At 73.0% G+C, this 26998-nt stretch carries 24 protein-coding genes, 1 pseudogene and 1 riboswitch; of the genes and pseudogenes, 6 read left to right on the forward strand and 19 right to left on the reverse strand.

Annotated features, from left to right (window positions below; genetic code table 11):
- Window positions 1–159: 159 nt before the first annotated feature.
- From fxsA to ACIRNI_RS17080, 4 genes are all read right to left on the reverse strand, one after another.
- The gene (fxsA, locus tag ACIRNI_RS17065; RefSeq protein WP_403552219.1) at window positions 160–741 is read right to left on the reverse strand and encodes an FxsA family membrane protein; all 582 of its coding nucleotides are present in this window, start codon (window positions 739–741) and stop codon (window positions 160–162) included.
- Between the two features lie 69 nt (window positions 742–810).
- Window positions 811–1605, reverse strand: coding sequence for a polyprenol monophosphomannose synthase (locus ACIRNI_RS17070; protein WP_403552220.1), 795 nt, complete (start codon window positions 1603–1605; stop codon window positions 811–813).
- A gap of 409 nt (window positions 1606–2014) precedes the next feature.
- Complete coding sequence (locus ACIRNI_RS17075) at window positions 2015–3625, reverse strand: amidohydrolase (protein WP_403552221.1); 1611 nt, start codon at window positions 3623–3625, stop codon at window positions 2015–2017.
- A gap of 22 nt (window positions 3626–3647) precedes the next feature.
- Window positions 3648–4088 (reverse strand): Lrp/AsnC family transcriptional regulator, encoded by a 441-nt coding sequence (locus ACIRNI_RS17080; RefSeq protein WP_236239047.1) that lies wholly within the window; start codon window positions 4086–4088, stop codon window positions 3648–3650.
- 204 nt (window positions 4089–4292) lie between these two features.
- Here ACIRNI_RS17080 and ACIRNI_RS17085 point away from each other — a divergent pair, with 204 nt between their 5' ends.
- Window positions 4293–4694, forward strand: a complete 402-nt coding sequence (locus tag ACIRNI_RS17085; protein ID WP_355367315.1) for a hypothetical protein — start codon at window positions 4293–4295, stop codon at window positions 4692–4694.
- Between the two features lie 127 nt (window positions 4695–4821).
- Here ACIRNI_RS17085 and ACIRNI_RS17090 read toward each other — a convergent pair whose 3' ends face one another.
- The 3 genes from ACIRNI_RS17090 to ACIRNI_RS17100 all read right to left on the reverse strand — a co-directional run bounded on the left by ACIRNI_RS17090 (window position 4822) and on the right by ACIRNI_RS17100 (window position 7893).
- Window positions 4822–5994 (reverse strand): acyl-CoA dehydrogenase family protein, encoded by a 1173-nt coding sequence (locus tag ACIRNI_RS17090; RefSeq protein ID WP_403552222.1) that lies wholly within the window; start codon window positions 5992–5994, stop codon window positions 4822–4824.
- A 195-nt stretch (window positions 5995–6189) separates the two neighbouring features.
- The gene (locus tag ACIRNI_RS17095; protein ID WP_355367307.1) at window positions 6190–6330 is read right to left on the reverse strand and encodes an SCO1431 family membrane protein; all 141 of its coding nucleotides are present in this window, start codon (window positions 6328–6330) and stop codon (window positions 6190–6192) included.
- A gap of 147 nt (window positions 6331–6477) precedes the next feature.
- Entirely contained in the window at window positions 6478–7893 is a 1416-nt protein-coding gene (locus ACIRNI_RS17100; RefSeq protein ID WP_403552223.1) for a C39 family peptidase, read from the reverse strand.
- Window positions 7894–8050: 157 nt separating this feature from the next.
- On the opposite strand from ACIRNI_RS17100, the gene ACIRNI_RS17105 reads away from it, so the two are divergent.
- Both ACIRNI_RS17105 and ACIRNI_RS17110 read left to right on the forward strand, forming a co-directional pair.
- Complete coding sequence (locus ACIRNI_RS17105) at window positions 8051–8680, forward strand: uridine kinase (protein WP_403552224.1); 630 nt, start codon at window positions 8051–8053, stop codon at window positions 8678–8680.
- Between the two features lie 434 nt (window positions 8681–9114).
- Window positions 9115–11076, forward strand: coding sequence for an AAA family ATPase (locus ACIRNI_RS17110; RefSeq protein WP_403552225.1), 1962 nt, complete (start codon window positions 9115–9117; stop codon window positions 11074–11076).
- A 35-nt stretch (window positions 11077–11111) separates the two neighbouring features.
- Here ACIRNI_RS17110 and ACIRNI_RS17115 read toward each other — a convergent pair whose 3' ends face one another.
- The 10 genes from ACIRNI_RS17115 to ribD form a co-directional block, all read right to left on the reverse strand.
- Window positions 11112–12263, reverse strand: a complete 1152-nt coding sequence (locus tag ACIRNI_RS17115; RefSeq protein ID WP_403552226.1) for a hemolysin family protein — start codon at window positions 12261–12263, stop codon at window positions 11112–11114.
- Window positions 12260–13600, reverse strand: a complete 1341-nt coding sequence (locus ACIRNI_RS17120) for a hemolysin family protein (protein ID WP_403552227.1) — start codon at window positions 13598–13600, stop codon at window positions 12260–12262. The genes ACIRNI_RS17115 and ACIRNI_RS17120 overlap by 4 nt, the downstream gene beginning before the upstream one ends.
- A gap of 245 nt (window positions 13601–13845) precedes the next feature.
- The gene (locus tag ACIRNI_RS17125) at window positions 13846–14295 is read right to left on the reverse strand and encodes a PH domain-containing protein (RefSeq protein ID WP_355367290.1); all 450 of its coding nucleotides are present in this window, start codon (window positions 14293–14295) and stop codon (window positions 13846–13848) included.
- Window positions 14296–14334: 39 nt separating this feature from the next.
- Complete coding sequence (hisG, locus tag ACIRNI_RS17130; RefSeq protein WP_403552228.1) at window positions 14335–15183, reverse strand: ATP phosphoribosyltransferase; 849 nt, start codon at window positions 15181–15183, stop codon at window positions 14335–14337.
- A gap of 52 nt (window positions 15184–15235) precedes the next feature.
- Window positions 15236–15508, reverse strand: coding sequence for a phosphoribosyl-ATP diphosphatase (locus tag ACIRNI_RS17135; protein ID WP_403552229.1), 273 nt, complete (start codon window positions 15506–15508; stop codon window positions 15236–15238).
- An 85-nt stretch (window positions 15509–15593) separates the two neighbouring features.
- Window positions 15594–16079: a 6,7-dimethyl-8-ribityllumazine synthase gene (gene ribH, locus ACIRNI_RS17140; RefSeq protein WP_361429192.1), complete on the reverse strand. Its 486-nt coding sequence runs from the start codon at window positions 16077–16079 to the stop codon at window positions 15594–15596.
- Between the two features lie 32 nt (window positions 16080–16111).
- On the reverse strand, window positions 16112–17392 hold the full coding sequence (locus ACIRNI_RS17145; protein WP_403552230.1) for a bifunctional 3,4-dihydroxy-2-butanone-4-phosphate synthase/GTP cyclohydrolase II: 1281 nt from the start codon (window positions 17390–17392) through the stop codon (window positions 16112–16114).
- Window positions 17389–18024 (reverse strand): nicotinamide riboside transporter PnuC, encoded by a 636-nt coding sequence (locus ACIRNI_RS17150; protein WP_403552231.1) that lies wholly within the window; start codon window positions 18022–18024, stop codon window positions 17389–17391. Before ACIRNI_RS17150 ends, ACIRNI_RS17145 begins: the two co-directional genes overlap by 4 nt.
- Entirely contained in the window at window positions 18021–18629 is a 609-nt protein-coding gene (locus tag ACIRNI_RS17155; protein ID WP_403552232.1) for a riboflavin synthase, read from the reverse strand. Before ACIRNI_RS17155 ends, ACIRNI_RS17150 begins: the two co-directional genes overlap by 4 nt.
- 2 nt (window positions 18630–18631) lie before the next feature.
- A complete protein-coding gene (ribD, locus tag ACIRNI_RS17160; protein WP_403552529.1) occupies window positions 18632–19690 on the reverse strand; it encodes a bifunctional diaminohydroxyphosphoribosylaminopyrimidine deaminase/5-amino-6-(5-phosphoribosylamino)uracil reductase RibD in 1059 nt (352 codons plus the stop codon).
- Between the two features lie 237 nt (window positions 19691–19927).
- A riboswitch (FMN riboswitch) is annotated at window positions 19928–20058 on the reverse strand.
- A 238-nt stretch (window positions 20059–20296) separates the two neighbouring features.
- On the opposite strand from ribD, the gene ACIRNI_RS17165 reads away from it, so the two are divergent.
- On the forward strand, window positions 20297–22639 hold the full coding sequence (locus ACIRNI_RS17165; protein ID WP_403552233.1) for a chitinase C-terminal domain-containing protein: 2343 nt from the start codon (window positions 20297–20299) through the stop codon (window positions 22637–22639).
- Between the two features lie 90 nt (window positions 22640–22729).
- Here the strand turns inward: ACIRNI_RS17165 and ACIRNI_RS17170 are convergent, their stop codons facing one another.
- Entirely contained in the window at window positions 22730–23920 is a 1191-nt protein-coding gene (locus ACIRNI_RS17170) for an ROK family transcriptional regulator (protein ID WP_403552234.1), read from the reverse strand.
- A 99-nt stretch (window positions 23921–24019) separates the two neighbouring features.
- Here ACIRNI_RS17170 and ACIRNI_RS17175 point away from each other — a divergent pair, with 99 nt between their 5' ends.
- Window positions 24020–25222 carry an MFS transporter gene (locus ACIRNI_RS17175; RefSeq protein WP_403552235.1) on the forward strand — a complete coding sequence of 401 codons (1203 nt, stop codon included), beginning with the start codon at window positions 24020–24022 and terminating at the stop codon, window positions 25220–25222.
- A 153-nt stretch (window positions 25223–25375) separates the two neighbouring features.
- Window positions 25376–26782, forward strand: coding sequence for a uracil-xanthine permease family protein (locus tag ACIRNI_RS17180; protein ID WP_403552236.1), 1407 nt, complete (start codon window positions 25376–25378; stop codon window positions 26780–26782).
- Here the strand turns inward: ACIRNI_RS17180 and ACIRNI_RS17185 are convergent.
- Window positions 26761–26962, reverse strand: a pseudogene (locus ACIRNI_RS17185) (glycoside hydrolase family 6 protein); the annotation flags it as partial. The gene ACIRNI_RS17180 and the pseudogene ACIRNI_RS17185 sit on opposite strands and share 22 nt — an antisense overlap.
- Between the last annotated feature and the right edge of the window lie 36 nt (window positions 26963–26998).

Genomic DNA, 26998 nt, shown 5'->3' on the forward strand with positions numbered 1-26998 from the left:
GTGCCCCCCCTCCCCGCGCCCTTCCCCGCTGGCGCCCCCCCCCCCCCCCCCCCCCCCCCCCCGGCCGGGGCGGGGGGCCCGCCCCCCCCCCCCCCCCCCCCCCCCCCGCGGCTCTTGGCGTCGTACGGCCCGCTATGCGCGCGGTACGCGGAGGACGGGTCAGGGCGTCAGCGGCGGGCGGGGGCCCTCGTCGCCGTTCGGGCCCGGCCTCTGTCCCGGTGCGTCGGGGCGGATGACCTCGCCCTGCACGACCTTGCCGTCCGGCCGGTGCATACGGGCCTGCTGGAAGGCGTCGTTCAGGGAACCGGGCACCATCGCGCGCATCCGCCGGTCCAGCGCCCGGTCCGCGTAACGCCCCGCCATGGCACGGACCGGCGGCAGCAGCAGGAGCAGGCCGGCCACGTCCGACAGCAGCCCGGGCAGCATCAGCAGCAGGCCACCGAGCATCAGGAAGCCGTTTCCGGTGCTCCCCCGGTCCGGGGCGGGACCCGCGCCCGTCTGCTGCTGCTGGAGCGTCTCGGTGAGCGTCCGGAAGGCCCGCCGGCCCGCCCGCTTGACCACCGCGGCGCCGAGGATCCCGGCCCCGACCAGCAGGGCGAACACGGTGAGCCCGCCGGCGGCGCCGCCCACGAGGGTCAGCAGCCAGATCTCCACCACCAGCCAGGCGGCGACGGCGAGAGGGACGAGCGTGCGGGCGCGTGAGCGCTTACGGGCAGGAGGGGGCGGTGAGCCGGTCATCATGCCCCCCAGTGTGCCCAAGACCGCGCCAGGGCGACGTAAAGGGGTGGCCAGGAGGACGAGCGGCGGCGCTCAGGAGCGCTTGCGGCCCATGATGCGGTCGGCGCGGGAGCCGATGCCCCAGGCGGTGACGCGCCACAGCGCCTCGACCACGATGTCCCGGCTCATCTTGGAGTCGCCGTGCTCGCGCTCGACGAAGGTGATCGGGACCTCGACGACGTGGTACCCGGCGGCGACCGCGCGGCGGGCGAGGTCGACCTGGAAGCAGTAGCCCTGGGACGCCACGTCGTCGAGGCCGAGGCCCTCCAGGGTCTCCTTGCGGAAGGCCCGGAAGCCGCCGGTGACGTCGCGGATGGGGACGTCCAGCAGGAGGCGCGAGTAGGTGCTGCCGCCGCGGGAGAGGAACTCGCGGGACTTGGGCCAGTTGACCACCCGGCCGCCGGGGACCCAGCGGGAGCCCAGCACCAGGTCGGCGCCCTTGAGGGCGGTCAGCAGGCGCGGCAGCTCCTCGGGCTGGTGGGAGCCGTCGGCGTCCATCTCGACGAGCACGCCGTAGCCGTGCTCGATGCCCCACCGGAACCCCGCCAGGTAGGCCGCGCCCAGCCCTTCCTTGCCCTTGCGGTGCAGGACGTGGACGTGGTCGTCCTCGGCGGCCAGCTCGTCGGCGAGCTTGCCGGTGCCGTCCGGGCTGTTGTCGTCGGCGACCAGGACGTGGGCGTCGGGCACGGCGGCCCGCACCCTGGTCACGATCGGCTTGATGTTCTCGGCCTCGTTGTAGGTGGGGATGATCACCAGGGCCTTGCCGAGCGGACCGTATCGCCTCTGACCGGTCCGGCCACTCTGGCGACTCTGACCACCGTCGTTCACTGCTGCCCCTTACGTCCGTACGCTGGGCTCCACCATAGCGACCAGCGGCGTCGCAGGGGTCCGCGGACCGGGGCCCGGCGTCCTTCGGGCCGACCTGGGGCCCGCTGGCTGCGGGTCGACCGAGAGCCGTTGTCTACTGAACGTCCGGGCCCCACCCGGGTCGCACCCTCCTCCCCCGCTCCGTGGGAGCAGGGACCACCGGCCGGAAGAATCCTCGTTCCCCGCCGGCCGGACGGACGTCGCTCGGACGCCCTGTGGTGGACCCGGCCGAACCTACCGGCCGCCGACCGTTCGCTGTCAACACCCCTGCGACCTGCGGCTCTTGGCCGTACGGCCAGGTCAGCGACGAAGATCCGCAGGTCGCGGAGGACCCCCGCCGGGCGCGAATCCTGTACGAAATGTCCCTATCTCACTCGTTCGGTCGCACGAAGACGGTCCGCCCCGCGACGACCGTGCGCAGGCAGACGGGGAGCTCCAGCCCCGGCGTGAGATCGGGCAGGCCCGGCGTCCCGGAGCGCGGGTCGGTGGACCAGCGGGCGACCCGGTCGTCGGGCGCCTGGACGACCAGGTCGCCGGTGCGCCAGACCGCGTAGTCGGCCGGGGCGCCCGGGACGAGCACACCGGCGTCGTCCCGGCCGATCGCCCGCCACCCGCCGCGCGTGTGGGCGGTGAAGGCGGCCCGTACGGAGATCCGGTGCTCCGGCGTGCGGTGGAAGGCGGCGGCGCGGACGGTGCCCCACGGGTCCAGCGGGGTCACCGGGCTGTCGGACCCGAAGGCGAGCGGCACCCCGGCGCGCAGGAGGGCGGCGTACGGGTTCAGCGTGCGTGCCCGCTCGGCGCCGAGCCGCTGGGCGTACATGCCGTCCTCGCCGCCCCAGGCCGCGTCGAACGCGGGCTGCACGGAGGCGGTGAGGCCGAGCTCGGCGAAGGCGGCGATGGTCTCGGGGGTGAGCATCTCGGCGTGCTCGACGCGGTGGCGCGCGGCGCGCACGCGGGCCAGGCCGAGGGTCTCGGCGGCCGTCCGTACGCCCTCGACGACCGCGCCGACGGCGGCGTCCCCGATGGCGTGGAAGCCGGCCTGGAGGCCCTCCTCGGTGCAGGCGGTGACGTGGGCGGCGACGGCGGACGCGTCGAGGTGGGCCGTACCGGTGTGGTCGGCGTCGGCGTACGCCTCGTGGAGGCAGGCGGTGTGGGAGCCGAGGGAGCCGTCCACGAAGAGGTCGCCGGCCGCGCCGAGGGCACCGAGGGCCCGCGCCCGCTTCACGTCGGTGTCGGCCCAGTAGCCGACGACGCGGGGCCCGGGCTCGTCGGCGGCGAGGGCCAGCAGGGCGGTGAAGTCGTCCTCGTCGGAGATCTCGGGGCCGCCGCACTCGTGGAGGGTGCCGATGCCGAGCGAGGCGGCCCGGCGCAGGGTGGCGCGCTGGGCCTCGGCGCGCTGGCCCGGCGTGACAGCGGCGTGCGCGGCCGCGCGCACCGCGTGGTGGGCGGCGGCGGTGAGCGGCCGCTCGGGGTGGTAGCCGGTCAGGCCGGTCACGCCGGGCACCAGGTCGAGCAGGGCGCTGGTGACGACCGCCGAGTGGACGTCGATCCGCGGCAGGTACAGCGGGCGTCCTCCGGTGGCCTCGTCGAGCTCCGTACGGGACGGGGGGCGCTGTTCGGGCCAGCGGGAGGCGTCCCAGCCGTGCCCGAGGAGGATCCGGTCGCCGGGGCGCGCGGCGCTGTGCGCCCGTACGAGCTCCAGGGCCTCGGCGAGCGTACGGGCGCCGGACAGGTCGAGGCCGGTGAGGGCGAGGCCGGTGGCCGTGGTGTGCACGTGGGCGTCGGTGAAGGCGGGGGTCACCAGGGCGCCTTCGAGGTCGATCACCTCGTCCACACCCGAGGCGAAGGCGTCCGCCGCTCCCTCCGAGCCCACCCACGCGACATGGCCGCGCTCCACGACCATCGCGGTGGCGAAGGGATCGGCGGGGCTGTGGACTTCTCCACCGCGCAGGAGCACGGTGCGGTGTGCGGTCTCGGTCATGGTGACCAGCCTAGATACGTGTTCAGACGCGCGGCGGCCGGGCCTCGTACGGGGTGGACAGGACCACCGTCGTCCGGGTGGAGACGCCCGACTGGGAGCGGATCCGGGTGAGGAGGTGCTCCAGCTCCAGCGGGGTCGCCACGCGCACCTTCAGGATGTAGTTCTCGTCGCCGGCGACGCTGTGGCAGGCCTCGATCTCGGGGATGTCGGCGAGCCGGTCCGCGATGTCGTCGGGGGCGCTGGGGTCGAACGGTTTCACCGAGATGAACGCCGTCAGCGGCAGGCCGACCGCTTCGGGGTCGACGACCGCGGCGTAGCCGCGGATGACTCCGCGCTGCTCGAGACGGCGTACGCGCTGATGCACCGCCGAAGTGGACAGGCCCGTGGCCTTGCCCAGGTCGGTGTAGCTCATGCGCCCGTCTTTGACGAGCAACTCGACGATCTGACGATCCAGCTCCTCCATGCGGTCAACCTATTGCCCCGGGTGCCCTACGGCACAGTCGGAGGCACGTCAGAGGGGCACCTGCGAGCGGCATGTGACCAACACCACAGGTTTGGGGCCCGAGTCATCCGTAACCGGATGGTTATTCGGTGGACCGGAAGGGAATTGCTTGCTGTGGTCGAGGCCGCATGAGCCTGGTCGGCCCACCCGAGGGGGAGATTCTCCATGCAGGAGCCTGTTGATTCGGTCGAGACGGACGAGCTCGACCCCTATGACACGTACGAGATGGTCCGGGTCATCTGCCCGGACTGCGCACAGCCCATCGCGCTGCTGGCGGACGAGGACGTGCTGCCCGAGCACGCGCTGTGCCCCACACCGTGGAACCCGTTCGTGCTGTCGGTGTGTTCCGGCACCGGACGGCCCGCCTCGGAGGCGCGCCCCGCCGACGAGTCGCTGGACCTCCAGGAGCAGGACACCGGACTGCTGTTGACGCTCCCTCAGGGGCTCGACTGGCGGACGCAGCCCTTCTCGCACGTGGGCGGCCCCGGCTCGCGTCCGATCAAGGTGCCGCGCAGGGCGGAGGCGCAGCAGGCGCCCCAGGTGCCGCAGATGCGGCGGGCCGCCTGAGGCGCGCGCCAGACGCTCCATGACGATCGGCGTCGCCCGGTCCCGCACCGGCGTGGTGCGGGACCGGGCGAATTGCTGCCCGGTTCGGTACGGGGGGCCACGCCCGTCCGTGCCGCGCTGGGTGCCGTCAGCGGGACTCGGGGCCCAGCAGGTGCCGGGCGACGACCATGCGCTGGATCTGGTTGGTGCCCTCGACGATCTGGAGCACCTTCGCCTCCCGCAGGTAGCGCTCCACCGGGAAGTCGGCGGTGTAGCCGTACCCGCCGAGCACCTGGACCGCGTCGGTGGTGACGCGCATCGCCGCGTCCGTGCAGAACAGCTTCGCCATCGCCGCCTCGCGCGAGAAGGGGCGGCCCGCGTCGCGCAGCCGGGCCGCGGCGAGGTACAGGGAGCGGCCCGCCGCGATCTGGGTGGCCATGTCGGCGAGCATGAACCGCAGGCCCTGGAAGTCCGCGATGGGGTGGCCGAACTGCTGCCGCTGCGTGGCGTACGCGGCGGCCTCCTCCAGCGCCGCCTGGGCGACGCCGATGGCGCAGGCCGCGATGCCGAGGCGGCCGGAGTCCAGCGCGGACAGGGCGATGGCGAAGCCCTGGCCCTCGTCGCCGATGCGGCGCGCGTCCGGGACGCGGACGCCGTCGAAGTGCAGCTGGGCGGTGGGCGAGCCCTTCAGGCCCATCTTCTTCTCGGGCGCCGCGGCGCTGAGGCCCTCGGCGTCGCCGGGCACCAGGAACGCGGTGATGCCGCGCGCGCCCTCGCCGCCCGTACGGGCCATGACCGTGTAGAAGTCGGCGACGCCGCCGTGGGTGATCCAGGCCTTGGTGCCGCTGATGACCCAGTCGTCGCCGTCCCGGACGGCCCTGGTGCGCAGCGAGGCCGCGTCCGAGCCGGAGGACGGCTCGGAGAGGCAGTACGCGCCCAGCAGACCGCCGCCGAGCATGGCGGGCAGGTGCTCGGTCCGCTGCTCCTTGGTGCCGTACGCGGCCAGACCGTGGCAGGAGAGCGAGTGGACGCTGACGCCGAGGCCGACGGTGAGGCGGGCGGCGGCGAGCTCTTCGAGGACCTGGAGGTAGACCTCGTACGGCTGGTCACCGCCGCCGAAGTCGGAGCCGTACGGCAGGCCGAGCAGGCCCGCTTCGGAGAGCAGGGTGAAGATCTCCCGGGGGAAGCGGCCGGCGTCCTCCTCCTCGGCCGCGCGGGGAGCGATCTCCCGCTGCGCGATGTCGCGTACCAGGGCGATGAGATCCCTGGACTCCTCGGTGGGCAGCTGACGTTCCACCGGCTGCGGGGCGCGGTCGGACATTGCGGCGCTCTCCTCCCTGTCGGGCGCTACGGCGGACGCACGCGACTAGGGTGGGCGGCACCGCCGATCTCACTGCCTCGCCGATGCTGCCCTCCCGGATCACGGAAATGAGCTGGCCAGCGGCTGTGGCGCGTTGAGTATGCCCGATCAGCGGTCTCCCGTCACGGGGTCACCGGCGGGGGCCGCGGGCGGGGCTCAGAAGAGGCCGACGCGGGTGACGAGCATGGCGAACACGACGACGAGCACCCAGCCCAGGATGTGCTCGAGCAGCTCGGGGCCGTCGTCCTTCGGCCCTCCGGTACGGACGCGGGGGGCGGCAGCGGCGGCAGCGGTCATGGGGGTCTCCGGGCGGTGTGCGGTGTGGTCGGGCGGGGCCTTCCGTGGACGACGCCACGGCGCCCATCCACAGTGCCAGCGCGGGCGGGCCCCGGGGTAGAGACGTTCATCACGCCCCGGGGCCGCCTGGCGCCGTCCCGGTGCCGCTCAGCGGACGCCGACCGCCTCCAATGCCCTGCGCTGCGCGGCCGTGGGGTGGGCGGGCCAGTACAGGTAGCAGACGCCCCCTGTGCCGGACGCCACTTTCCCGGCGGCGTTGTAGCGCTTCGTCCGGAGCCAGATGTTCTCCCACTCCCGGCGCCGGTAGACGCGGCGGACGGCCGCGTTCGACGGTGACGCGGGGTCGTTGGCGATCACGTCGCCGTCGTCCGTGAAGCCGATCACCGTCATCAGGTGGCCCGCCGTGCCGTAACCGGCTCCGGTCAGCTCCTCCTTGAGGAAGGACTGCGAGGTGATGGCCGGGATGCCGGCCCGGATCAGGGTCTCCAGCTCGGTCAGCGACCGCAGCCGCGTGACGACGGCGTTCAGGTCGTCGTACGTGGCGGCGTAGGCGGCGTTGAAGGGCCAGTTGCCGCAGCCGTCGTACTGGTGGTCGTAGGTGTGGCGGGCCGCGTGGCAGACCTGCGGGTCCCCGAAGGCGGGGTTCACCCAGGCGAGCTGGGCCGCCGTGGGCCGGCGGCCCCAGTACTCGATGACCATCTGCGAGGAGGTGGGGCTGCACCAGGCCTCGCCACCGCCCCCGTACTCCGGGTACTGCCCGATGTGCGTGTGCTGGGAGTAGCGCGGCACCACCAGCTCACGGGCGGGACCGGGCTCGGAGGCCGGGACGGTGAAGCGGTCCGGGATGTCCGACGCCATCACGCCGAGCCGCCACACCGTGGGCGTGAGCCCGCTGCCCGGCCGGCGGTGGAGGGTGAGCCGCAGCCGGTACGCGACCAGGCGCACGCCGCTCGCGGCGTCGTCGACGGCGACGGTGTCGGTGAAGACGGTGCTCCGGCCGTCGCCCTGCCCGTCGACCGAGGTGCGGCGGATGTCCGTGTCACCCGCCGCCCAGCGGCCCATCACATACCAGGGGGTCTCGGTGCCGTCCGCGTACCGGCCGCGCAGTTCCACGGCGATCCAGGTGCCGGGCGGGGTGTCGGCGTTCCAGGAGGCGATGAGCTCGGTGGCCGGGACGGTGGAGGTGTGGCGGGGCGAGGTCCAGGTGGCGTACTCCCACTCGGACGTGCTGCCGGTGTGCGGGTCGGTGTGGTCGGTACGCCCGGCGGGGGCGCCGATCACCAGGGCGGGCCGGCGTGTGGCGACCGGGCGGGTGCCGGCGTGGTCGCCGGAGCGCCAGTCGGTGTACGAGGCCCAGAAGCGGTTGTCGACGAGGCCGGCGGGCGTCGCGGCCGGGGCTGCGGAGGTGGTGGGGGCGGTGGGCGAAGCGACCGCCGGGGCGGCGGACGCCGCCGCGGAGCCCGCGGCGGCGAGGGCGGCGGCCAGCACGGTTCTGCGCGCCGCGCCCGCCGATGCGGAGGGCGGTGTGGACGGTGGCGTGGAGGGCGGCGTGGAGCTGGTCATGGCGGTGACCCCCAGTCGGGATGTACGGACAGCTGTACGGATGGGGCGACAAGTGCACGACAGGTGCGCCCACTATCCGACGTCGGGGCCGGATCCACCAGCAACGGCGCCGGGGAGCGGCCGACCGGCTTCGATCGGGGCTTTGTAGGGTGGCCGCATGGACCAGCCCCGCCGCCTCGACCTCCGCCGCCTGGCCGGCGAACTGGCAGGGCTGCCGCCCTCCTGCGGGCCGGTGCGTCTCATCGCGGTCGACGGCCACGCCGGCTCGGGCAAGTCCACGTTCGCGGAGCGGCTCGCGGCGGCCCTCGGCGGCGCTCCGGTCCTCCATCTGGACGACATCGCCAGCCACGACGAGCTGTTCGCGTGGACGGACCGTTTCCGGGCCCAGGTTCTCGATCCGCTGCACCGCGGCGAGGTGGCGCGCTTTCACTCGTACGACTGGATTTCGCGCCGCTTCGCCGGTCCGGCCCGGGAGCTGCCGCCCGCCCCCGTTGCCCTGATCGAGGGCGTGGGCGCGGGCCGCCGTGACCTGCGCCCCTCTCTGGCACGGCTGCTCTGGATGGAGCGCGGGGCCGCCGAGTCGTGGGCGCGGGGCCGTCACCGGGACGGACCGGCGCAGTCCGCGTTCTGGGACGGATGGACAGTGGCGGAGACACGCCATTTCGAAGCGGACCCGTCCCGTCCCTACGCCGACACCCTGGTACGGGAGTGTCCAGAGGGATACGAGTGGCTGCCAGGGCCTGCCGGGACAGCCGGTCAGAACCACGTCGTCACTGAGTGTGACTGACTTCGGCCACCGTACCGAGCAGTCGGAATTCAGCCTCCGAGAGTGCCTCAACTTCGCTTGACCGACGGGGCGTACTGGTCTTACGTTCTCAATGTGCGGCTTTCCGGAGCCGCCGCAGACGCGAAGCCCCCGGTTGTTCCCCCGTGATCGGGGGCTTCGTTCTGCCCTCCACCCCCTCCCCCGCCGCCGCTCGGGCCGCCGCCGCTCACCGTCGGTCACTGTGGTCGGCGGGCGTCCGAAGCCGTTCGCCACCGCCCTCGGACCCTCTCGGCGCCCTTCGTCGCACACGCAGTGCGCAGGTACGATGCCTCTCGGTACACCTCGGTGCACCTCGGTGCGGCAGATCCCGTTCACAAGAGGGCGATTGGGCAGGCTTCCGCGGGCGGCGACGCCCGGCGGGAGGAGGTACGAGGGCACGGTTTGTGGGGGACCTGATGGACTTCGGCACGCAGGGCGGCGCGCTCGCCCCGGCCGACCTCGCCTGGCTGCGCGGCGTGGACGCCTACACCATGGGCGCGTATCCGCAGGCGGAGGAGGAGTTCCGCACCGCGGTGCGGATCGATCCCGGCATGGCCGACGGCTGGCTCGGGCTGCACGCGCTGAGAGTGGACACGACCACGGCGCTGCTGCGCATGTACCGCAACCGCGACCGCTTCGGCGAGCAGCGCGCCCGCCACCGCCGCAAGCTCAACTCCTGGTACTGGCTGGGCTGGTGGGTGCAGCCGGTGTTGGAGAGCCCGCGCGACCTGCTGCTCGCGCACGCCTCGCACTGGCTGGACGGCCGCCATGTGCCGGAGCTGGACCGGGCGCTGGCGGGGCTCCCGCCCGTCGACACCGATCCGCAGGTGCGGTTCCTGCACGCCTGCCGGGCCTACCTGGTCAAGGACTGGGACCAGCTCGTACGCCACACCGAGCCGCTCGTCGACGATCCGCTGCTCGGCATCGAGGCCGGCCTGTTCGGCGGCATGGCCCGGGTCAGGCTGGAGATGTACGGGCAGGCCGAGCCGATGCTGTCCGCCGCGCTGATGCGCTGCCGCAGCGAGCAGCCGCAGCGCAAGGAGCTGCGTTACTGGCTGGCGCGGGCCCATGAGGGCACCGGGCGCACCGCCGCCGCGCTCCCGCTGTACCGGGCCGTACACCGGGTGGATCCGGCGTTCATGGACACCGCGGCGCGGCTGGCCGCGATCGCCGAGTACGACGGGTTCGACGGCTCGGACGAAGCGGCGGCCGCGGCGGCCGGTCTCGCGGCGGTGTCGCTGGCCGGTACGGGGGCCGGGGCCGGGCAGGACGGCGTCCTCGACGGCCGGGACTCCGGGGACCTGCCCGAGGGCGGCGTGGACGCGCCGCCTCAGACACCGCAAGGGCCTCAGGCCCCGCCCCCGCCGTCCTCGCCGCCGTCCCAGCCGCCGCGGGGCGGGGCGGTACCCCCCGTCCACGGCGTACGGGAGAAGGCGGCGGGCCCCGGCCGGCCGAAGTCGCCGCCGTTCCCGGCGAGTCCGACCGACCCGGCGCTGCTCGCCGAGGCGCTCGCCGAGCTGGAGCGGATGGTGGGCCTGGAGCCGGTGAAGCGGCAGGTGAAGGCACTGTCGGCGCAGCTGGAGATGGCCAGGCTGCGCGCGGCGCAGGGGCTTCCGGTCCAGCCGCCGAAACGTCACTTTGTGTTCTCGGGTCCCTCCGGTACCGGGAAGACCACCGTGGCCCGGATCCTCGGGCGGGTCTTCTACGCGCTGGGGCTGCTCGGCGGCGACCACCTGGTGGAGGCGCAACGCGCGGACCTGGTGGGTGAGTTCCTGGGCCAGACGGCGGTGAAGGCCAACGAGCTGATCGACTCCGCCCTCGGCGGGGTGCTCTTCGTCGACGAGGCGTACGCCCTCTCCAACTCCGGCTACAGCAAGGGCGACGCGTACGGCGACGAAGCGCTCCAGGTGCTGCTCAAGCGCGCCGAGGACAACCGCGACCACCTGGTGGTGATCCTGGCCGGCTACCCCGAGGGCATGGACCGGCTCCTGGCCACCAACCCCGGCCTGTCGTCGCGGTTCACGACGCGCGTGGACTTCCCGTCGTACCGGCCGCTCGAACTGACCGCGATCGGCGAGGTGCTGGCCGCGGCGAACGGCGACGCGTGGGACGAGGAGGCGCTGGAGGAGCTGCGCTCGATCAGCGCGCACGTGGTGGAGCAGGGCTGGATCGACGAGCTGGGCAACGGCCGGTTCCTGCGCACGCTGTACGAGAAGTCGTGCGCGTACCGCGATCTGCGGTTGTCGGGCTACACCGGGACGCCCGGCCGCGAGGACCTGGCCACGCTGCGGCTGCCGGACCTGATGCAGGCGTACGGCGAGGTGCTGTCGGGCCGCGGTCCGGTGGACCGCGGCCCGCAGGAGCCGCCGGGTTACTGAGCCGGGTTACCGGGCCGGCACCCGGACCGGCCCCGCTACTGCGCGGCGAGCACGCCCTCCGCAGCGGCCGGGCGCGGCCCGACGGCCTCGGAGCCGCGGACGGCCCCGGTGAACGCGTCGGCCGCCGGCTCCACTGCCGCGGGCGCGGGCGCCGGCGCGCGGTGCGCGGGGTCGCGTACCTCGCCGACCAGCATCTCCAGCACGTCCTCCAGCGCCACCAGCCCGAGGACCCGTCCGGACGCGTCCGCGACCTGCGCGAGGTGCGTGGCCGCGCGGCGCATCACCGTGAGGGCGTCGTCGAGCGGCAGCTCGGCCCGCAGGGTGGCCATCGGCCGCCACACACGCTGCGGTACGGCCTTGTCGGCGTCCTCCAGGTCCAGCACGTCCTTGACGTGCACGAACCCCATGAAGACCCCGCCGCCGCCTTCCGCGCGCACGGGGAAGCGGGAGTACCCGGTCCGGACCGTCAGCGCCTCGACCTGCGCCGGGGTGACCGACGGGGTGACCGTCACCAGGGACGTACGCGGGATGAGGACGTCGGAGACGGGGCGGCTGCCCAGCTCCAGCGCGTCCTCCAGGCGCTCCTGCTCGGCCGGGTCGAGCAGCCCGGCCTGGCGGGAGTCCTCGACGAGCCGTCCGAGTTCGGCGCTGGTGAACACGGCCTCGACCTCGTCCTTGGGCTCGACGCCGAAGGCCTTCAGGACGAGCCGGGAGCACGCCCCGAGCGCCGCCGTCACCGGGCGGCACAGCCGGGCGAAGCCGACCAGCCCCGGGCTGAGCCACAGCGCGGTCCGCTCGGGCGCGGCCATGGCCAGATTCTTCGGGAGCATCTCGCCGATGACGAGGTGGAGGAAGACGACGACGGCGAGCGCGATGACGTAGCCGAGGGGATGGATCAGTCCCTCGGGCAGGTGCACGGCGTGGAACACGGGCTCCAGCAGGTGCGCCACGGTCGGCTCGGCGACGGCGCCCAGGGTGAGCGAGCAGATGGTGATGCCGAACTGCGCGGCGGCCATCATCTGCGGCAGGTTCTCCAGGCCGTACAGCACCTGGCGGGCCCGCGTGGACGCGGCGGCGAGGGGTTCGATCTGGCTGCGGCGCACGGACACGAGGGCGAACTCGGCGCCGACGAAGAAGCCGTTCGCGAGGACCAGCAGGCCCGCGAACAGGAGTTGGAGCACGCTCATCGGGCCGCCTCCACGGCGTGGGCCAGGTCGGCGGTGCGGACGAGCCGGACGCGCTCGGCGCGGTAGCGGTCGACCTGGCGGACGGCCAGGCGCCAGCCGGGCAGTTCGGCGCGGTCGCCGGGGGCCGGGATGCGGCCGAGCAGGTCGGCGACGAGCCCGGCGACGGTCTCGTACGGCCCGTCGGGGACGTCGAGGCCTATCCGCTTGAGCGTGTGGACGCGGCAGCTGCCGTCGGCCTCCCAGGCGGGGTGGCCGTCCTCGGCGGGGACGGAGACGAGCTCGGGCAGGTCGTCGCCCTCGGCGTCGTGCTCGTCGCGGACCTCGCCGACGAGCTCCTCGACGATGTCCTCCAGGGTGACGACCCCGGCCGTGCCGCCGTACTCGTCCACGACGACGGCTATCGGCTGCTCGCTGCGCAGCTGCTCCAGGAGTGCCTGGACGGGCAGCGTCTCGGGGACGAGGAGGGGCGGCAGGGCCACGTCGGCCACCGGGGTGCGCAGCCGCTGGGCGGCGGGCACGGCGAGCGCGTCCTTGAGGTGCACCATGCCGATGACCTCGTCGATGCGGTCCCGGTAGACCGGGAACCGCGACAGACCGGTCGCGCGGGTGAGGTTGACGACGTCCGCGGCGGTGGCGTCGGAGCGCAGGGCGCTGACCTTCACGCGCGGCGTCATCAGGTGCTGCGCGGTCAGCCCGCCGAGGGCGAGCGTCCGGACGAAGAGGTCGGCGGTGTCCTGTTCGAGGGCGCCGGCCCGCGCCGAGTGCCGGGCGAGCGAGACCAGCTCGCCGGGCGTGCGGGCGGAGGCGAGCTCCTCGGTGGGCTCGACGCCCAGGAGCCGTACCAGCCGGTTGGCGACGGCGTTGAGCAGCGCGATGACCGGCCGGAAGAGGGTGGAGAAGGCGTGCTGCGGGCCGGCGACGAACCGCGCCACCTGCAGCGGGCGGGAGACCGCCCAGTTCTTGGGTACGAGCTCGCCGATCACCATCTGGACGGCGGACGCGCCCAGCATGCCGATCACCACCGCGACGCCGGAGACGGCCCCCTGGGGCAGCCCGGTCGCGGTGAGCGGCCCGTCGAGGAGCTGCGCGAGCGCGGGCTCGGCGAGCATGCCGACGACGAGTGAGGTGATGGTGATGCCGAGCTGGGTGCCGGAGAGCTGGAACGACAGCTCCCGCAGCGCCCGGACGACGGTACGGGCCCGCCGGTCGCCCTCGGCGGCGGCGCGCTCGGCGTCCGCCCGCTCCACCGTGACCAGGCCGAACTCGGCGGCCACGAAGAAGCCGTTGGCGAGGATCAGAAGGAATGCCGCGGCGAGCAGCAGAAGGGGGATGATCATGCCGCCGCCTCTTCGAAGGGGGCGGCGCAGGTACTACCGGACGATCCGTCCATTGCTGGAGGGAGTCACTCCTCGGGTCGCAGGTGCCCCGCCGGCGGAAAGGTGCTGCTGCTGCCGCCGTATGCGCGAGGCGGTGGCGCACTCGGCGCCACCGCCACAAGAGTAAACACGCCAGGGCCGGGTGGGGCAGGGGGTCGGCGCCCGTACGAGGGACATACGCCCCGCGGGCGACCGATTCGTCCAGGTCAGCGCTCCGCCGACGTGCCCCGGCTCTCGGCCAGGGCCCGCAGGGCGCGCGCGTCGCGGATGGCCTGCTGCTTGCCGATGCCCGGCTGGATGCCGAGCGCGGGCAGGCTGGTGCCGTCGCTGAGGTCGAGGAAGACCCAGGGGTCGCCCTCGCGGAGGTTCACGCGCAGGATCTCCGCCCACTCCAGGCGGCGGGTGCGGGTGAGATTGACGACGGTGACGCCGGACTCGTCGGCGACGACCTTCGGGCGGCTCAGCAGGGCCAGGACGGCGAAGAAGAGGGCCGCGACGAAGACGAAGCTCGCGCGCTCACCGGCGTTGAGCCGCTCCAGCATGAGGGCGACCGCCGTGATGACGGCGAACATCACCGCGCCCACGGACAGGAGCACCACTCTTGTGCGGAGGGGCCGGAACGTGACCGGGAGCGCGGGGATCTGGGTGTCGGACATGGGCGCCGTTCTCATGGGGGCCGTTCTCAGGGAGCCGTCTCAGAGGCGGCAGGCGTGGATCTCGGTCGTCAGGATCGCCCGCGCGCCGAGGGCGTACAGGTCGTCCATGATCCGCTGCGCCTCCCGGGCGGGGACCATGGCGCGCACGGCGACCCAGCCCTCGTGGTGCAGCGGGGATACGGTCGGCGACTCCAGGCCCGGGGTGAGGGCGACGGCCTGCTCCAGGTGCTCGACGCGGCAGTCGTAGTCCATCATCACGTAACTGCGGGCGACCAGGACCCCCTGGAGGCGGCGCAGGAACTGCTGCACCTTCGGGTCGTCGGCCGGGGCGCCGGTGCGGCGGATGACGACCGCCTCGGACTTCAGGATCGGCTCGCCGATGACCTCCAGGCCCGCGTTGCGCAGGGAGGTGCCGGTCTCGACGACGTCCGCGATGACCTGGGCGACGCCGAGCTCGATGGCGGTCTCGACCGCGCCGTCGAGGTGGACGACGGAGGCGTCGATGCCCTGGTCCGCGAGGTGCTTGGCGACGATGCCCTCGTAGGAGGTCGCGATCGTCATGCCGCCGAAGTCGGCGGGGCCGCTCGCGGTGCCGGGCTTCGTGGCGTACCGGAAGGTGGAGCGGGCGAAGCCGAGCTGGAGGATCTCCTCGGCGTTGGCGCCGGAGTCCAGCAGCAGGTCGCGGCCGGTGATGCCGATGTCGAGCTTGCCGGAGCTGACGTAGATGGCGATGTCGCGGGGGCGGAGGTAGAAGAACTCGACCTCGTTCTCCGGGTCCACCAGCACCAGCTCTTTGGACTCCTTGCGCTGCTGGTAGCCGGCCTCATGGAGCATCGCCGACGCAGGTCCGGACAGTGAACCCTTGTTGGGGACGGCGATGCGCAGCATGGGGTGGGCTTCCTAACTGTGAAAAGGAGGTTCTCGTTGAAAGAGGAGCGGCTCAGAGGTGGGCGTAGACGTCGTCGAGGGAGATCCCGCGCGCGACCATCATCACCTGGACGTGGTACAGCAGCTGCGAGATCTCCTCGGCGGCGGCGTCCTTGCTCTCGTACTCGGCGGCCATCCAGACCTCGGCGGCCTCCTCGACGACCTTCTTGCCGATGGCATGCACGCCCTTGTCCACCAGCTCGGCGGTGCGGGAGGAGGCGGGGTCGCCGGTCTTGGCCTTGAGCTCCAGCTCGGCGAAGAGCTCTTCGAAGGTTTTGTTCGCCATGATGGTCCTAAGAGTACGGGGTGCCAAAAGGCGGGCGCGTAGCGCCTCCGTTGATGGGGTGGTGGTGGGCGACGGGTGGGCGCGCTCAGCGCCAGGGTTCGCTCACCGTACGCAGTGTGGCGGCGGTGGCGACGGCGGCGGTGACGGCCTCGTGGCCCTTGTCCTCGTTGGATCCCTCCAGACCGGCGCGGTCGAGGGCCTGCTCCTCGGTGTCGCAGGTCAGCACGCCGAAGCCGACGGGAACGCCGGTGTCGACGGAGACCTGGACGAGCCCCTGGGTGACGCCCTGGCAGACGTACTCGAAGTGGGGGGTGCCGCCGCGGATGACGACGCCGAGCGCGACGACCGCGTCGTAGCCGCGGCCGGCGAGGACCTTGGCGACGACGGGGAGCTCGAAGCTGCCGGGGACCCGGAGCAGGGTCGGCTCGTCGATGCCGAGCTCGTGCAGGGCGCGCAGGGCACCGTTGACGAGGCCGTCCATGATCTTCTCGTGCCACTGGGCCGCGACCACGGCGACGCGGAGGTCGCCGCAGTTCTTCACGCTCAGTTCGGGTGCACCCTTGCCGCTCACGTGCGTACTCTCCTCGTGCTTCGTTCTCGGGGTTACTGGTTGTTGCAGGGGGACGCGCCGGCGGCGGCGTCGAGCCAGGGCAGGTCGTGGCCCATCCGGTCGCGCTTGGTCCGCAGGTAGCGCAGGTTGTGCTCGCCGGCCTGGACGGGCATGGGCTCGCGGCCGTTGACCGTGAGTCCGTGCCGGACGAGCGCGGTCATCTTGTCGGGGTTGTTGGTCATCAGGCGCAGGCTGCGTACGCCGAGGTCGGCGAGCATCTGCGCGCCGGCGGCGTAGTCGCGGGCGTCGGCGGGCAGGCCGAGCTCCAGGTTGGCGTCGAGGGTGTCGTGGCCGCGCTCCTGGAGTTCGTACGCGCGCAGCTTGGACAGCAGGCCGATGCCGCGGCCCTCGTGGCCGCGCAGGTAGACGACGACGCCGCGGCCGGCCTCGGTGACGCGGCGCATGGACTCCTCGAGCTGGGGGCCGCAGTCGCAGCGCTGCGAGTGGAAGATGTCGCCGGTCAGGCACTCGGAGTGGAGGCGTACGAGGACGTCGTCGCCGTCGCCGACCTCGCCGTGGACGAGCGCGACGTGCTCCACGCCGTCGACGGTGGAGCGGTAGCCGTACGCGGTGAAGTCGCCGTACGCCGTCGGGAGGCGGACCTCGGCCTCGCGGCGGACGGTGGGCTCGTTGCTGCGGCGGTAGGCGATCAGGTCCTCGATGGAGATGATCGTCAGGCCGTGCTTGCGGGCGAAGGGCACCAGCTCGGGCAGGCGCAGCATCACGCCGTCCTCGCCGGCGATCTCGACGATCGCGCCGGCCGGGCGCAGCCCGGCGAGGCGGGCGAGGTCGACGGCGGCCTCGGTGTGGCCGTTGCGGACGAGGACGCCGCCGGGCCGGGCGCGCAGCGGGAAGATGTGGCCGGGGCGGACGAAGTCCGACGGCTCGGAGGTGCCGGCCGCCAGCAGCTGGAGGGTGGTGGCGCGGTCGGCGGCGGAGATGCCGGTGGTGACGCCGTGGACGGGGGCCGCGTCGACGGAGACGGTGAAGGCCGTCTTCATCGACTCGGTGTTGTCGGTGACCATCTGCGGCAGCTGGAGCCGGTCGAGCTCGTCGGCCTCCATGGGGGCACAGATAAGGCCGCGGCACTCGCTCATCATGAAGGCGACGATCTCGGGGGTGGCCTTCTCGGCGGCGATGACGAGGTCGCCCTCGTTCTCCCGGTCCTCGTCGTCGACGACCACGACGGGGCGGCCGGCGGCGATGTCACGGATGGCCTGCTCGACGGGGTCGAGGGCGAGGTCGGTGGCGTCCCAGATGCTGAGGGCGGTCATGCGGGTGCTCCTTCCAGGGCGGGAGTGCGCGTCCGAAGCCACCAGTCGCGCATGCCCCAGATGACGAGGGCGAAGTAGATCACGTACACCAGGCCGGAGAAGGCGAGGCCGCTGCTGAACGCGAGGGGGACGCCGACCAGGTCGACGAGGAGCCAGGCGAACCAGAACTCCACCAGGCCACGGGCCTGGGCCACCATCGCGACGAGCGTGCCGACGAAGATGTACGCGTCGGCCCAGGGGCTCCAGGAGAGTGTCGGGTACAGGGTGAACAGCCCACCCACGGCGAGGGTGCCGAGGACGGCGCCGGCCAGCAGCAGCCCGCGCTCCTTCCAGGAGGCGAACCGGACGGCGATGGAGCCGTCCTGTGCCTGCTGCCTGCCCTGGTGCCACTGCCGCCATCCCCACAGGGCGACGCCGATGACCAGGAGCTGCTTGCCCACACCGCCGCTGAGCTGGGCGGAGGCGTAGGCGGCGATCAGGATGACCCCGGACAGGAACTGCGCCGGCCAGGTCAGGATGGAGCGGCGCCAGCCGAGCGCGAGGGCGATCAGGCCGATGGTGTTGCCGAGCATGTCCGACCAGAGGATGTGCTGGCCGAAGGCGGTGAAGGCCTCGGAGTTGAGCCAGTTCACTGGGCTGCCTCCCGGCTGCGGTCGCCGAGCATGCGCTCGACGTACTTGGCGATCACGTCGACCTCGAGGTTCACCGGGTCGCCGGGCTCCTTGAGGCCGAGCGTGGTGAGGGCGAGGGTGGTCGGGATGAGGCTGACCGTGAAGTAGTCGGGGCCCGCGTCGACGACCGTGAGGCTGACGCCGTCGACCGTGATGGAGCCCTTCTCGACGACGTAGCGGCTCAGCTCCGCCGGGAGGGAGATCTTGATGATCTCCCAGTTCTCGGAGGGGGTGCGCGCCAGGATGGTGCCGGTGCCGTCGACGTGGCCCTGGACGATGTGGCCGCCGAGGCGGTCGCCGACCGCCATGGGGCGTTCCAGGTTGACGCGGGAGCCGGGGCCCAGCGCGCCGAGGCTGGAGCGGTTCAGCGTCTCGGCCATCACGTCGGCGGTGAACTCGCCGTCGGCGGTGTCCACGACGGTGAGGCAGACGCCGTTGACGGCGATCGAGTCGCCGTGCTTGGCGCCCTCGGTGACGAGGCGGCCGCGCAGACGGAAGCGGGAGGCGTCGCCGAGGCGTTCGACGGCGGTGACCTCACCCAGCTCTTCGACGATTCCGGTGAACACGCTCAGCGCTCCTTCGATGCGACGGTGGCAGTGATACGAAGATCGGGGCCGATGCGGACGGTCTCGGTGACGTCGAGCCGCAGCGCGTCGGTGAGGGTGGTGATCCCGGCGTCGGCGAGGGCGGCCGGGCCCGCGCCGAGGAGGACCGGGGCGAGGTAGGCGACGACCTTGTCGAGGGCCCCCGCGGCGACGAAGGCCCCGGCGAGGGTCGGGCCGCCTTCCAGGAGTACGGAGCGGACGCCGCGGTCGTGCAGGGCGGCGAGCAGCGCCGGGACGGACAGCCCCCGGCCGTCCGCCGAGCGGGGCAGCCGCACGGCCTCGGGCAGGCGGGTCTCGGCGTCCTCGGCGACCGCGATCAGGGTCGGCGCGGCGTCGTCCAGGACGCGGGCGCCGGGCTTGACGGCGGTGGCCTCGGTGTCGACGACGACCCGCAGCGGCTGGACGGCGCCCTCAATGCCGCGTACCGCGAGGTGCGGGTCGTCCGCGCGGGCGGTGCCGGCGCCGACGACGACGGCGTCGGCCTCGGCGCGCAGCCGGTGGACGTCGGCGCGGGACTCCGCGGAGGAGATCCAGCGGCTGGTGCGGTCCTGCGCGGCGATGCGGCCGTCGAGGGTGGCGGCGTACTTCCACAGGACGTAGGGGCGGCCGAGGCGTACGGAGGTGAGCCAGGCGGCGTTCCCGGCCTCGGCCTCGGCGGCCAGGACTCCGGGGACGACCTCGATCCCGGCGGCGCGCAGGGTGTCGGCGCCGCCGGTGGCCTGGGGGTTCGGGTCGGCGACCGCGTACACGACCCGGGCGATGCCGGCCTCGATGAGGGCCTGCGCGCAGGGGCCGGTGCGGCCGGTGTGGTTGCAGGGTTCGAGGGTGACGTACGCGGTGCCGCCGCGGGCGAGGACGCCGGCCTGGCGCAGGGCGTGGATCTCGGCGTGCGGGCCGCCGGCGCGCTCGTGCCAGCCGGCGCCGACCTCGTGTCCGGAGGCGTCGAGGATGACGCAGCCGACGACGGGGTTGGGGCTGGTGGAGCCGAGTCCGCGGGCGGCGAGTGCGAGGGCGCGGTGCATCGCGGCGCGGTCGGCGGTGTCGACGCGGTCGGCGTCTGCCGTGCCGGGCACGTGGGCGTCCGCTGCGGGGGCCACCGGGTCCTCCTGCCTCTTCGGGCGCGGACTCCGGGGCCTGTCGATGACGACAGAGAGCGGGACGACACCATCGCACAGGGAGGCCGAGGCCGACGGGACCGGGCGCCGGAAAACCGGCGACCAGCACACCTACGGCCGGCACACCCACTGAGGGGTCGCCCGCCGCGCACTGCCTCCCATCCGGACTTTCACCGTCGGTCCAGGAATTTCACCTGGTCAACCGGCCACTGGATGCGGCCGGGTCGCGGACTGTAACCGCCGGTTCGGAATTACACCGACCCCGGAGTGCGCTGCTGCTGATACAGGGCAAGTGTGCCACGGACGATCGTCGGCCACGCGGGCGGATGGTGTGTCCTGACTCACAGACCGGTCGGCGGCCCGCCGGCCATCGATCGGTGGTCCAGACCTATTGACCCGTTGGTCTAGTCCTTTTAATCTCTGCGTCACCCGCCGGTGTGCGCACACCAGGGCCGAACACGACCCATCCCCTTGCCAGTTGTGTGCCCTGAACCTCCACAGGAGGAACCGACCGTGCTGTCCCCCACACACAGACGAGCCACGCTGCTCGCATCCGGCGTCGCCGCCGCCGGGCTGCTGCTCGGCTCGCTGACCGGTGGCGTCTCCCACGCCGCCACCGACCACGAGAGCTGTCGCCCCGACGGCCTGTACAAGACCTCCGGCGTCGACGTCCCCTACTGCTCGGTCTACGACACCGAGGGCCGCGAGAAGATGGGCGCCGACCACCAGCGCCGCGTCATCGGCTACTTCACCGGCTGGCGCACCGGCAAGGACGGCACGCCCGCCTACCTCGCCTCGAACATCCCGTGGGACAAGGTCACCCACATCAATTACGCCTTCGGTCACATCGACTCCGCCAACAAGCTGTCGGTCGGCACGGACGGCCCGAACAACGCCGCCACCGGCATGACCTGGCCGGGCGTCGCGGGCGCGGAGATGGACCCCTCGTACACGTACAAGGGGCATTTCAACCTGCTGAACAAATTCAAGAAGCAGCACCCGGACGTCAAGACGCTGATCTCGGTGGGCGGCTGGGCCGAGACCGGCGGGTACTTCGACGACAGCGGCAAGCGCGTCAACTCCGGCGGCTTCTACACGATGGCCACCAACGCCGACGGCTCGGTGAACCAGGCGGGCATCGACACCTTCGCCGACTCGGCGGTCGCCTTCATCAAGAAGTACGGCTTCAACGGCGTCGACATCGACTACGAGTACCCGACGTCGATGAAGGACGCGGGCAACCCGCTGGACTACTCCGTCTCCAACGCCCGCCGGGCGGGTCTGGTCAAGGGCTACGCGGCCCTGATGAAGACCCTGCGCGAGAAGCTGGACAAGGCGGGCGCGGCCGACGGCAAGCACTACCTGCTGACCGTCGCGGCGCCCTCCTCGGGCTACCTGCTGCGCGGGATGGAGACCTTCCAGGTCCAGAAGTACCTGGACTACGTCAACATCATGTCCTACGACCTGCACGGCGCCTGGAACGAGTACGTCGGCCCGAACGCCTCGCTCTTCGACGACGGCAAGGACGCCGAGCTGGCGGCGGCGAACGTCTACGGCAGCCAGCAGTACGGCGGCATCGGCTACCTCAACACCGACTGGGCGTACCACTACTTCCGCGGCTCGATGCCGGCCGGGCGCATCAACATCGGCCTGCCGTACTACACCCGCGGCCACAAGAACGTGCAGGGCGGCACGGACGGACTGTGGGGCAAGGCGGCCGCGACCACCTGCCCGGCCGGGTCCGGCCTGACCAAGTGCGGTGACGGCGCGGTCGGCATCGACAACCTGTGGCACGACAAGGACGACAACGGCAAGGAGTCGCCGGCCGGCTCCAACCCCATGTGGCACGCCAAGAACCTGGAGAAGGGGGTTCTGGGCGACTACCTGAAGAGCTACGGCTTCCCCGCCGACACCCGTCTGACCGGCACGTACGCGCGCAAGTACGACTCGACGCTGGTCGCGCCGTGGCTGTGGAACGCCGAGAAGAGGGTCTTCCTGTCGACCGAGGACGAGCAGTCGGTCGCGCGCAAGGCGGACTACGTCGTGGACAAGGGCATCGGCGGCACGATGGTGTGGGAGCTGGCCGGCGACTACGGCTGGAACGCGGCCAAGGGGCAGTACGAGCCCGGCTCCACGCTGACCTCGCTGATGTACGACAAGTTCAAGGCGGCCACGCCGTACGGCGCGAAGGTCGCGAACAAGGCGCTGCCCACCAAGGCCGTCAACATCGGTGTGGAGTTCGGCGAGTTCAAGCTCGGTGACTCCAACTACCCGATCACGCCGAAGGTGAAGATCACCAACCACACGAAGACGACGCTGCCGGGCGGTACGGAGTTCCAGTTCGACTACTCCACCTCGGCCCCGGGCAACGCCTCGGACCAGTCCGGCTTCGGTACGAAGGTGATCAGCAGCGATCACACCGGGTCCAATGTGGGCGGGCTCAAGGGTGACTTCCACCGCGTGTCGCTGAAGCTGCCGGCGTGGCAGACGCTGGCGCCGGGTGCGTCGGTGGAGCTGTCCTTCAACTACTACCTGCCGGTGTCGACGCCGTGGAACTGGACCGTGAACATCGGCGGCACGACGTACGCGCTGGCCGGGGACCTGGCGCGGGGCACGACGGTGGTCGAGCCGGGCTCGGGCACCGGTCCGTCGCCCGACCCGACGAACCCGACCCCCACGCCGACGCCGACGCCGGGTGCGTGCACCGCGCCCGCGTGGAGCGCGGCCACCGCGTACGGCTCCGGCACCACGGTGTCCCATGCGTCCCGCACCTGGAAGGCGAAGTGGTGGACAAAGGGCGAGGAGCCCGGCACCACCGGCGAGTGGGGTGTCTGGCAGGACCTCGGCGCCTGCTGACCCGGTAGCGGGACGGAGCCCGGCGGCGGATGAACGGCCCTTGCCGCCGCCGGGCCTCTTGGCGTTGGCCGGCGCACCGCGCGGAAGTCCTCAGCGCGGGGCGCCGAACAGTTCGTCCTGCGCCCGGTCGCGGACGGTCAGCAGCGCACCGCGCAGGACCGCCGCTCCGCCGAGGGCGCTCGCGCGGACCTCGGTGCGCAGCGGCGAGAGGGCGGCCAGCCGGGTCTCGACGCGGGCGGCGAGGGCGGGGCCGCCCGCGAGGCCGATCTCGCCGCCCAGAACGACGCAGCCGGGGTCCAGTACGGCGCTGACGGCGGCCGCGCCGAGGGCGATGCGTTCGGCGAGCGCGTCCAGGAAGGCGCCCGCGGCCGGCGAACCGGTCTGCGCGAGTGCCGTGCGGACCGCCGCCGCGCCCGGCGGTTCCTGGCCCCCGGCGGTGTCGTCGGCCTCGATGGCGTACCGGCTCGCGAGCGCGTGGATCGCCGCGGAGCCCGCCAGCGCGTGGAAGCCGCCGTCGCAGCCGGTCGCCGACGGCAGCCCGCCCGTGCCCGGCACCGGCAGGAAGCCGATCTCGCCGGCGCCGCCGGACGCGCCGCGCCGCAGCCTGCCCTCCAGGACGACGGCCGCGCCGACGCCGTGCCCGAGCCACAGCAGGACGAAGGTGTCGCGGTCGCGCGCGGCGCCTTCGCGCTGTTCGGCGACGGCGGCGACATTGGTCTCGTTCTCGACGTGGACGGCCACGCCGGGCAGGCGCTTCTGCAGGACGGGGACGAGCCGCCGGTGCCAGGCGGGCAGTTGGGCCGAGTCCCGCAGTTCGCCGGTGGCCGGGTCGACGAGTCCGGGCGCCCCGATGCCGATGGTGTGCAGCCGCGCGGCGCCGGCCTTCCGCGTGGTGCGCTCCAGGAGGGCCGCCGCGCGCTCGACGGCCGGCTCGTCGCCGAGGCCCTCCATGGGCAGTGACGCCTCGGCGAGCGGGGCGCCCAGCAGGTCGGTGACGACGACGGAGACGCTGCGGGTGCGGACGTCGAGGGCGGCGAGGTGGGCGCGGTCGGCGACGATCCCGTACAGCCGGGCGTTCGGGCCGCGCCGGTCGCCGCCGGTCTCCCCGACGACCTGGATCAGTCCGGCGTCCTGGAGCCGTTCCACCAGGTCGGCGACGGTGGGCCGGGACAGCCCGGTCAGTTCCTTCAGCCGGCCCGCCGTCAGCGGACCCTCCTCCTGGAGGAGTCGCAGCGCGAGCCGGTCGTTGATGGCCCGGGCGGTGCTGGGCGATGCGGGCATGCCGTCATCCTCTCAGGGCTCGTCATACCAGCTTACTATCAGGCAGGCTTCCTGATAATTTACGGGACCGGGGAAGCGACGGGATGGACGGAGGGGCCGATGGCACAGGACGTGGCGTTCGGCAAGGAGCGGCTGAAGCGGGCACGGTACGCCGTGGCCGCCGTCTTCTGTGTGCACGGCGCCGTCACCGGCAGCTTCGCCACCCGCATCCCCTGGATCCAGGAGCACGCCGGGGTCAGCGCCGGCCAGCTCGGCCTCGCGCTCGCCTTCCCGGCGATCGGCGCCTCGCTGGTGATGCCGCTGGCCAGCGCGATCAGCCACCGCTTCGGCGCCCGCGCCGCGCTGCGCGGCCTGCTGGCCCTGTGGACCCTCTCGCTCGCCCTGCCCTCCCTCGCGCCGAACGTCTACGCCCTGTGCGCCGCGCTGTTCGTCTACGGCGCCACCGCCGGCATGTCCGACGTGGCCATGAACGCGCTGGGCGTCGAGGTCGAGAACCGCCTCGACAAGTCGATCATGTCGAGCCTGCACGGCATGTGGAGCGCGGGCGCGCTGATCGGCTCGGCCACCGGCACACTCGCCGCGCACCTCGGCGGCGACGCCCGGCTGCACCACCTCGCCGCGGCGATCGTCCTCACCGTCCTCGGGGCGGTGTTCTGCCAGGGCGTACTGGACCTGCGCAGCGCGCCGGACGAGGAGCCGCCGCCGCGGTTCGCGCTGCCGCCGCGCTCGGCGCTGGTGATCGGCCTGGTCGGCTTCTGCGGTGTGTTCGCGGAGGGCGCCAGCCTGGACTGGTCGGCGGTCTACCTGAAGGAGCAGCTCGGTACGTCGGCGGGCCTCGCGGCCGCCTCCACGACCGCGTTCGCGCTGACCATGGCGGTGACACGGCTGGTCGGCGACAAGGTCGTGGACCGGTTCGGCGCGGTGCGCACGGTACGGGTCGGGGGCCTCGCGGCGACGCTCGGCGGCGCCCTGGTGGTGCTGGCGCCGCACCCGGCGGTGGCGCTCGCGGGCTTCGGGCTCATCGGGCTCGGCGTCGCCGCCGTCGTACCGCTGGCCTTCGCCGCGGCGGGGCGCAGCGGCCCGAACCCGAGCCAGGCGATCGCGGGCGTGGCCACCATCACGTACACCTCGGGTCTCATCGCCCCCTCGGCGATCGGCGGTGTGGCCGACGTGACGTCGTTGACGGTGTCGTTCGGCCTGGTCACGCTGCTGGCGTTCGGCCTGGTCCTGGGCGCGGGCGTGCTGCGCACGGGCGACCGGACGGCGGCCCGCTCGGACGCGGGCGCGGAGGCCCGGCGGTAGCGAGGCAGTCCGCACAGGCACGCCCGTCCAGGTTCGTAGGAAAGTCGCACTACCATGGCGACCGGTCTTTTTCGGCCGCTCCCCGGCCGGGACCCGGCCGCGAGGCCGCGGCCGCCGAACCGGAGAACGAACCGGAGAAGTGGAGCCACCCCCATGAACCTCGGCGTGCGCTGGAGCCTGCACGGCGACGGCCGGACCCCCGCGCCCGGAGCCGTCGTCCGGCCCGACGAGCGGCTCTCCTGGCCGCGTACGGTCGGCCTCGGCGCACAGCACGTGGTGGCCATGTTCGGCGCGTCGTTCGTGGCGCCCGTCCTGATGGGGCTCGACCCGAACCTCGCGATCATGATGTCCGGCGTGGCGACGGTCATCTTCCTGCTCGCCACCCGGGGCAAGGTCCCCAGCTACCTGGGCTGCTCGCTCTCCTTCGTCGGCGTGGCCGCCACCATCCGGGCCACCGGCGGCGACAGCGCCACGGTCACCGGCGCGGTGCTGGTGGTCGGCGCCGTGCTGTTCCTGGTGGGGCTGGCGGTACGGCGCTTCGGGGCGCGGATCATCCACGCGGCGATGCCGCCGGTCGTGACCGGTGCCGTCGTCATGCTGATCGGGTTCAACCTGGCACCGGTCACCGCGTCGACGTACTGGCCGCAGGACCAGTGGACCGCGCTGCTGGTGATGCTCTTCACCGGGCTCGCGGTCGTCTGCCTGCGCGGCTTCTGGTCGCGCGTGGCGATCTTCCTGGGCCTGATCTTCGGCTACGCCGTCTCCTGGCTCTTCGACCTGGCCTTCGGGAAGATCCACTCGCCGCTGGGCGGTGCCGAGGCCGTCGACCACTGGCGCCTGGACCTGTCCGGCGTGGCCAAGGCCGACTGGATCGGCCTGCCGTCCTTCCACGCCCCCGCCTTCGAGTGGTCCGCGATCCTCGTCGCCCTCCCGGTCGTCATCGCGCTCGTCGCGGAGAACGCCGGGCACGTCAAGGCCGTCGGCGAGATGACCGGCGACCCGCTCGACGACAAGCTGGGCACCGCCATCGCCGCCGACGGCGCCGCGTCCGTGCTGTCCACCGCCGTGGGCGGCCCGCCGAACACCACGTACTCCGAGAACATCGGCGTCATGGCCGCCACCCGCGTCTACTCGACCGCCGCCTACTGGGCCGCCGCGGGCTTCGCGCTCCTCTTCGGCCTGTGCCCCAAGTTCGGCGCGGTCGTCGCCGCCATCCCCGGCGGTGTCCTGGGCGGGATCACCGTCATCCTGTACGGCATGATCGGCCTGCTGGGCGCGCAGATCTGGATCAACGCCAAGGTCGACCTGCGCAGCCCGCTCAACCTGGTCCCGGCCGCCGCGGGCATCATCATCGGCGTCGGTGGCGTCAACCTGAAGATCACCGACAACTTCGAGCTGGGCGGCATCGCGCTCGGCACGATCGTCGTCATCACCGGCTACCACGTGCTGCGCGCCTTCGCGCCCGCCCACCTCAAGGGGCAGGAGCCACTGCTGGACTCGGGCACGTCCGCGTACGACACCGACGAGGGCGACGACGCTCAGCCGGTCGCCAAGTCGTAGGCGCCGTCGGCGGAGAACTCCCCCGGCGACCCCGAGCAGCCGTCCGACTCCCCCCGGCAGCTTGATCCACAGGTAGGCGTCGATCCGGGCCTCGCCGGTCGTGGTCGTGGGCGTACGGCCCAGGGCGCGGCCGGACGGGTCGCACCACTCGCCGCGCGGCGGTGCGCCGTTGCGGGCCCGCGGGGCCGGCTCCTTCGGCTCCTTGGTGCCGGGCTT

It is taken from the genome of Streptomyces sp. NPDC093546, assembly GCF_044765045.1.
Classification (GTDB): Bacteria; Actinomycetota; Actinomycetes; order Streptomycetales; family Streptomycetaceae; genus Streptomyces.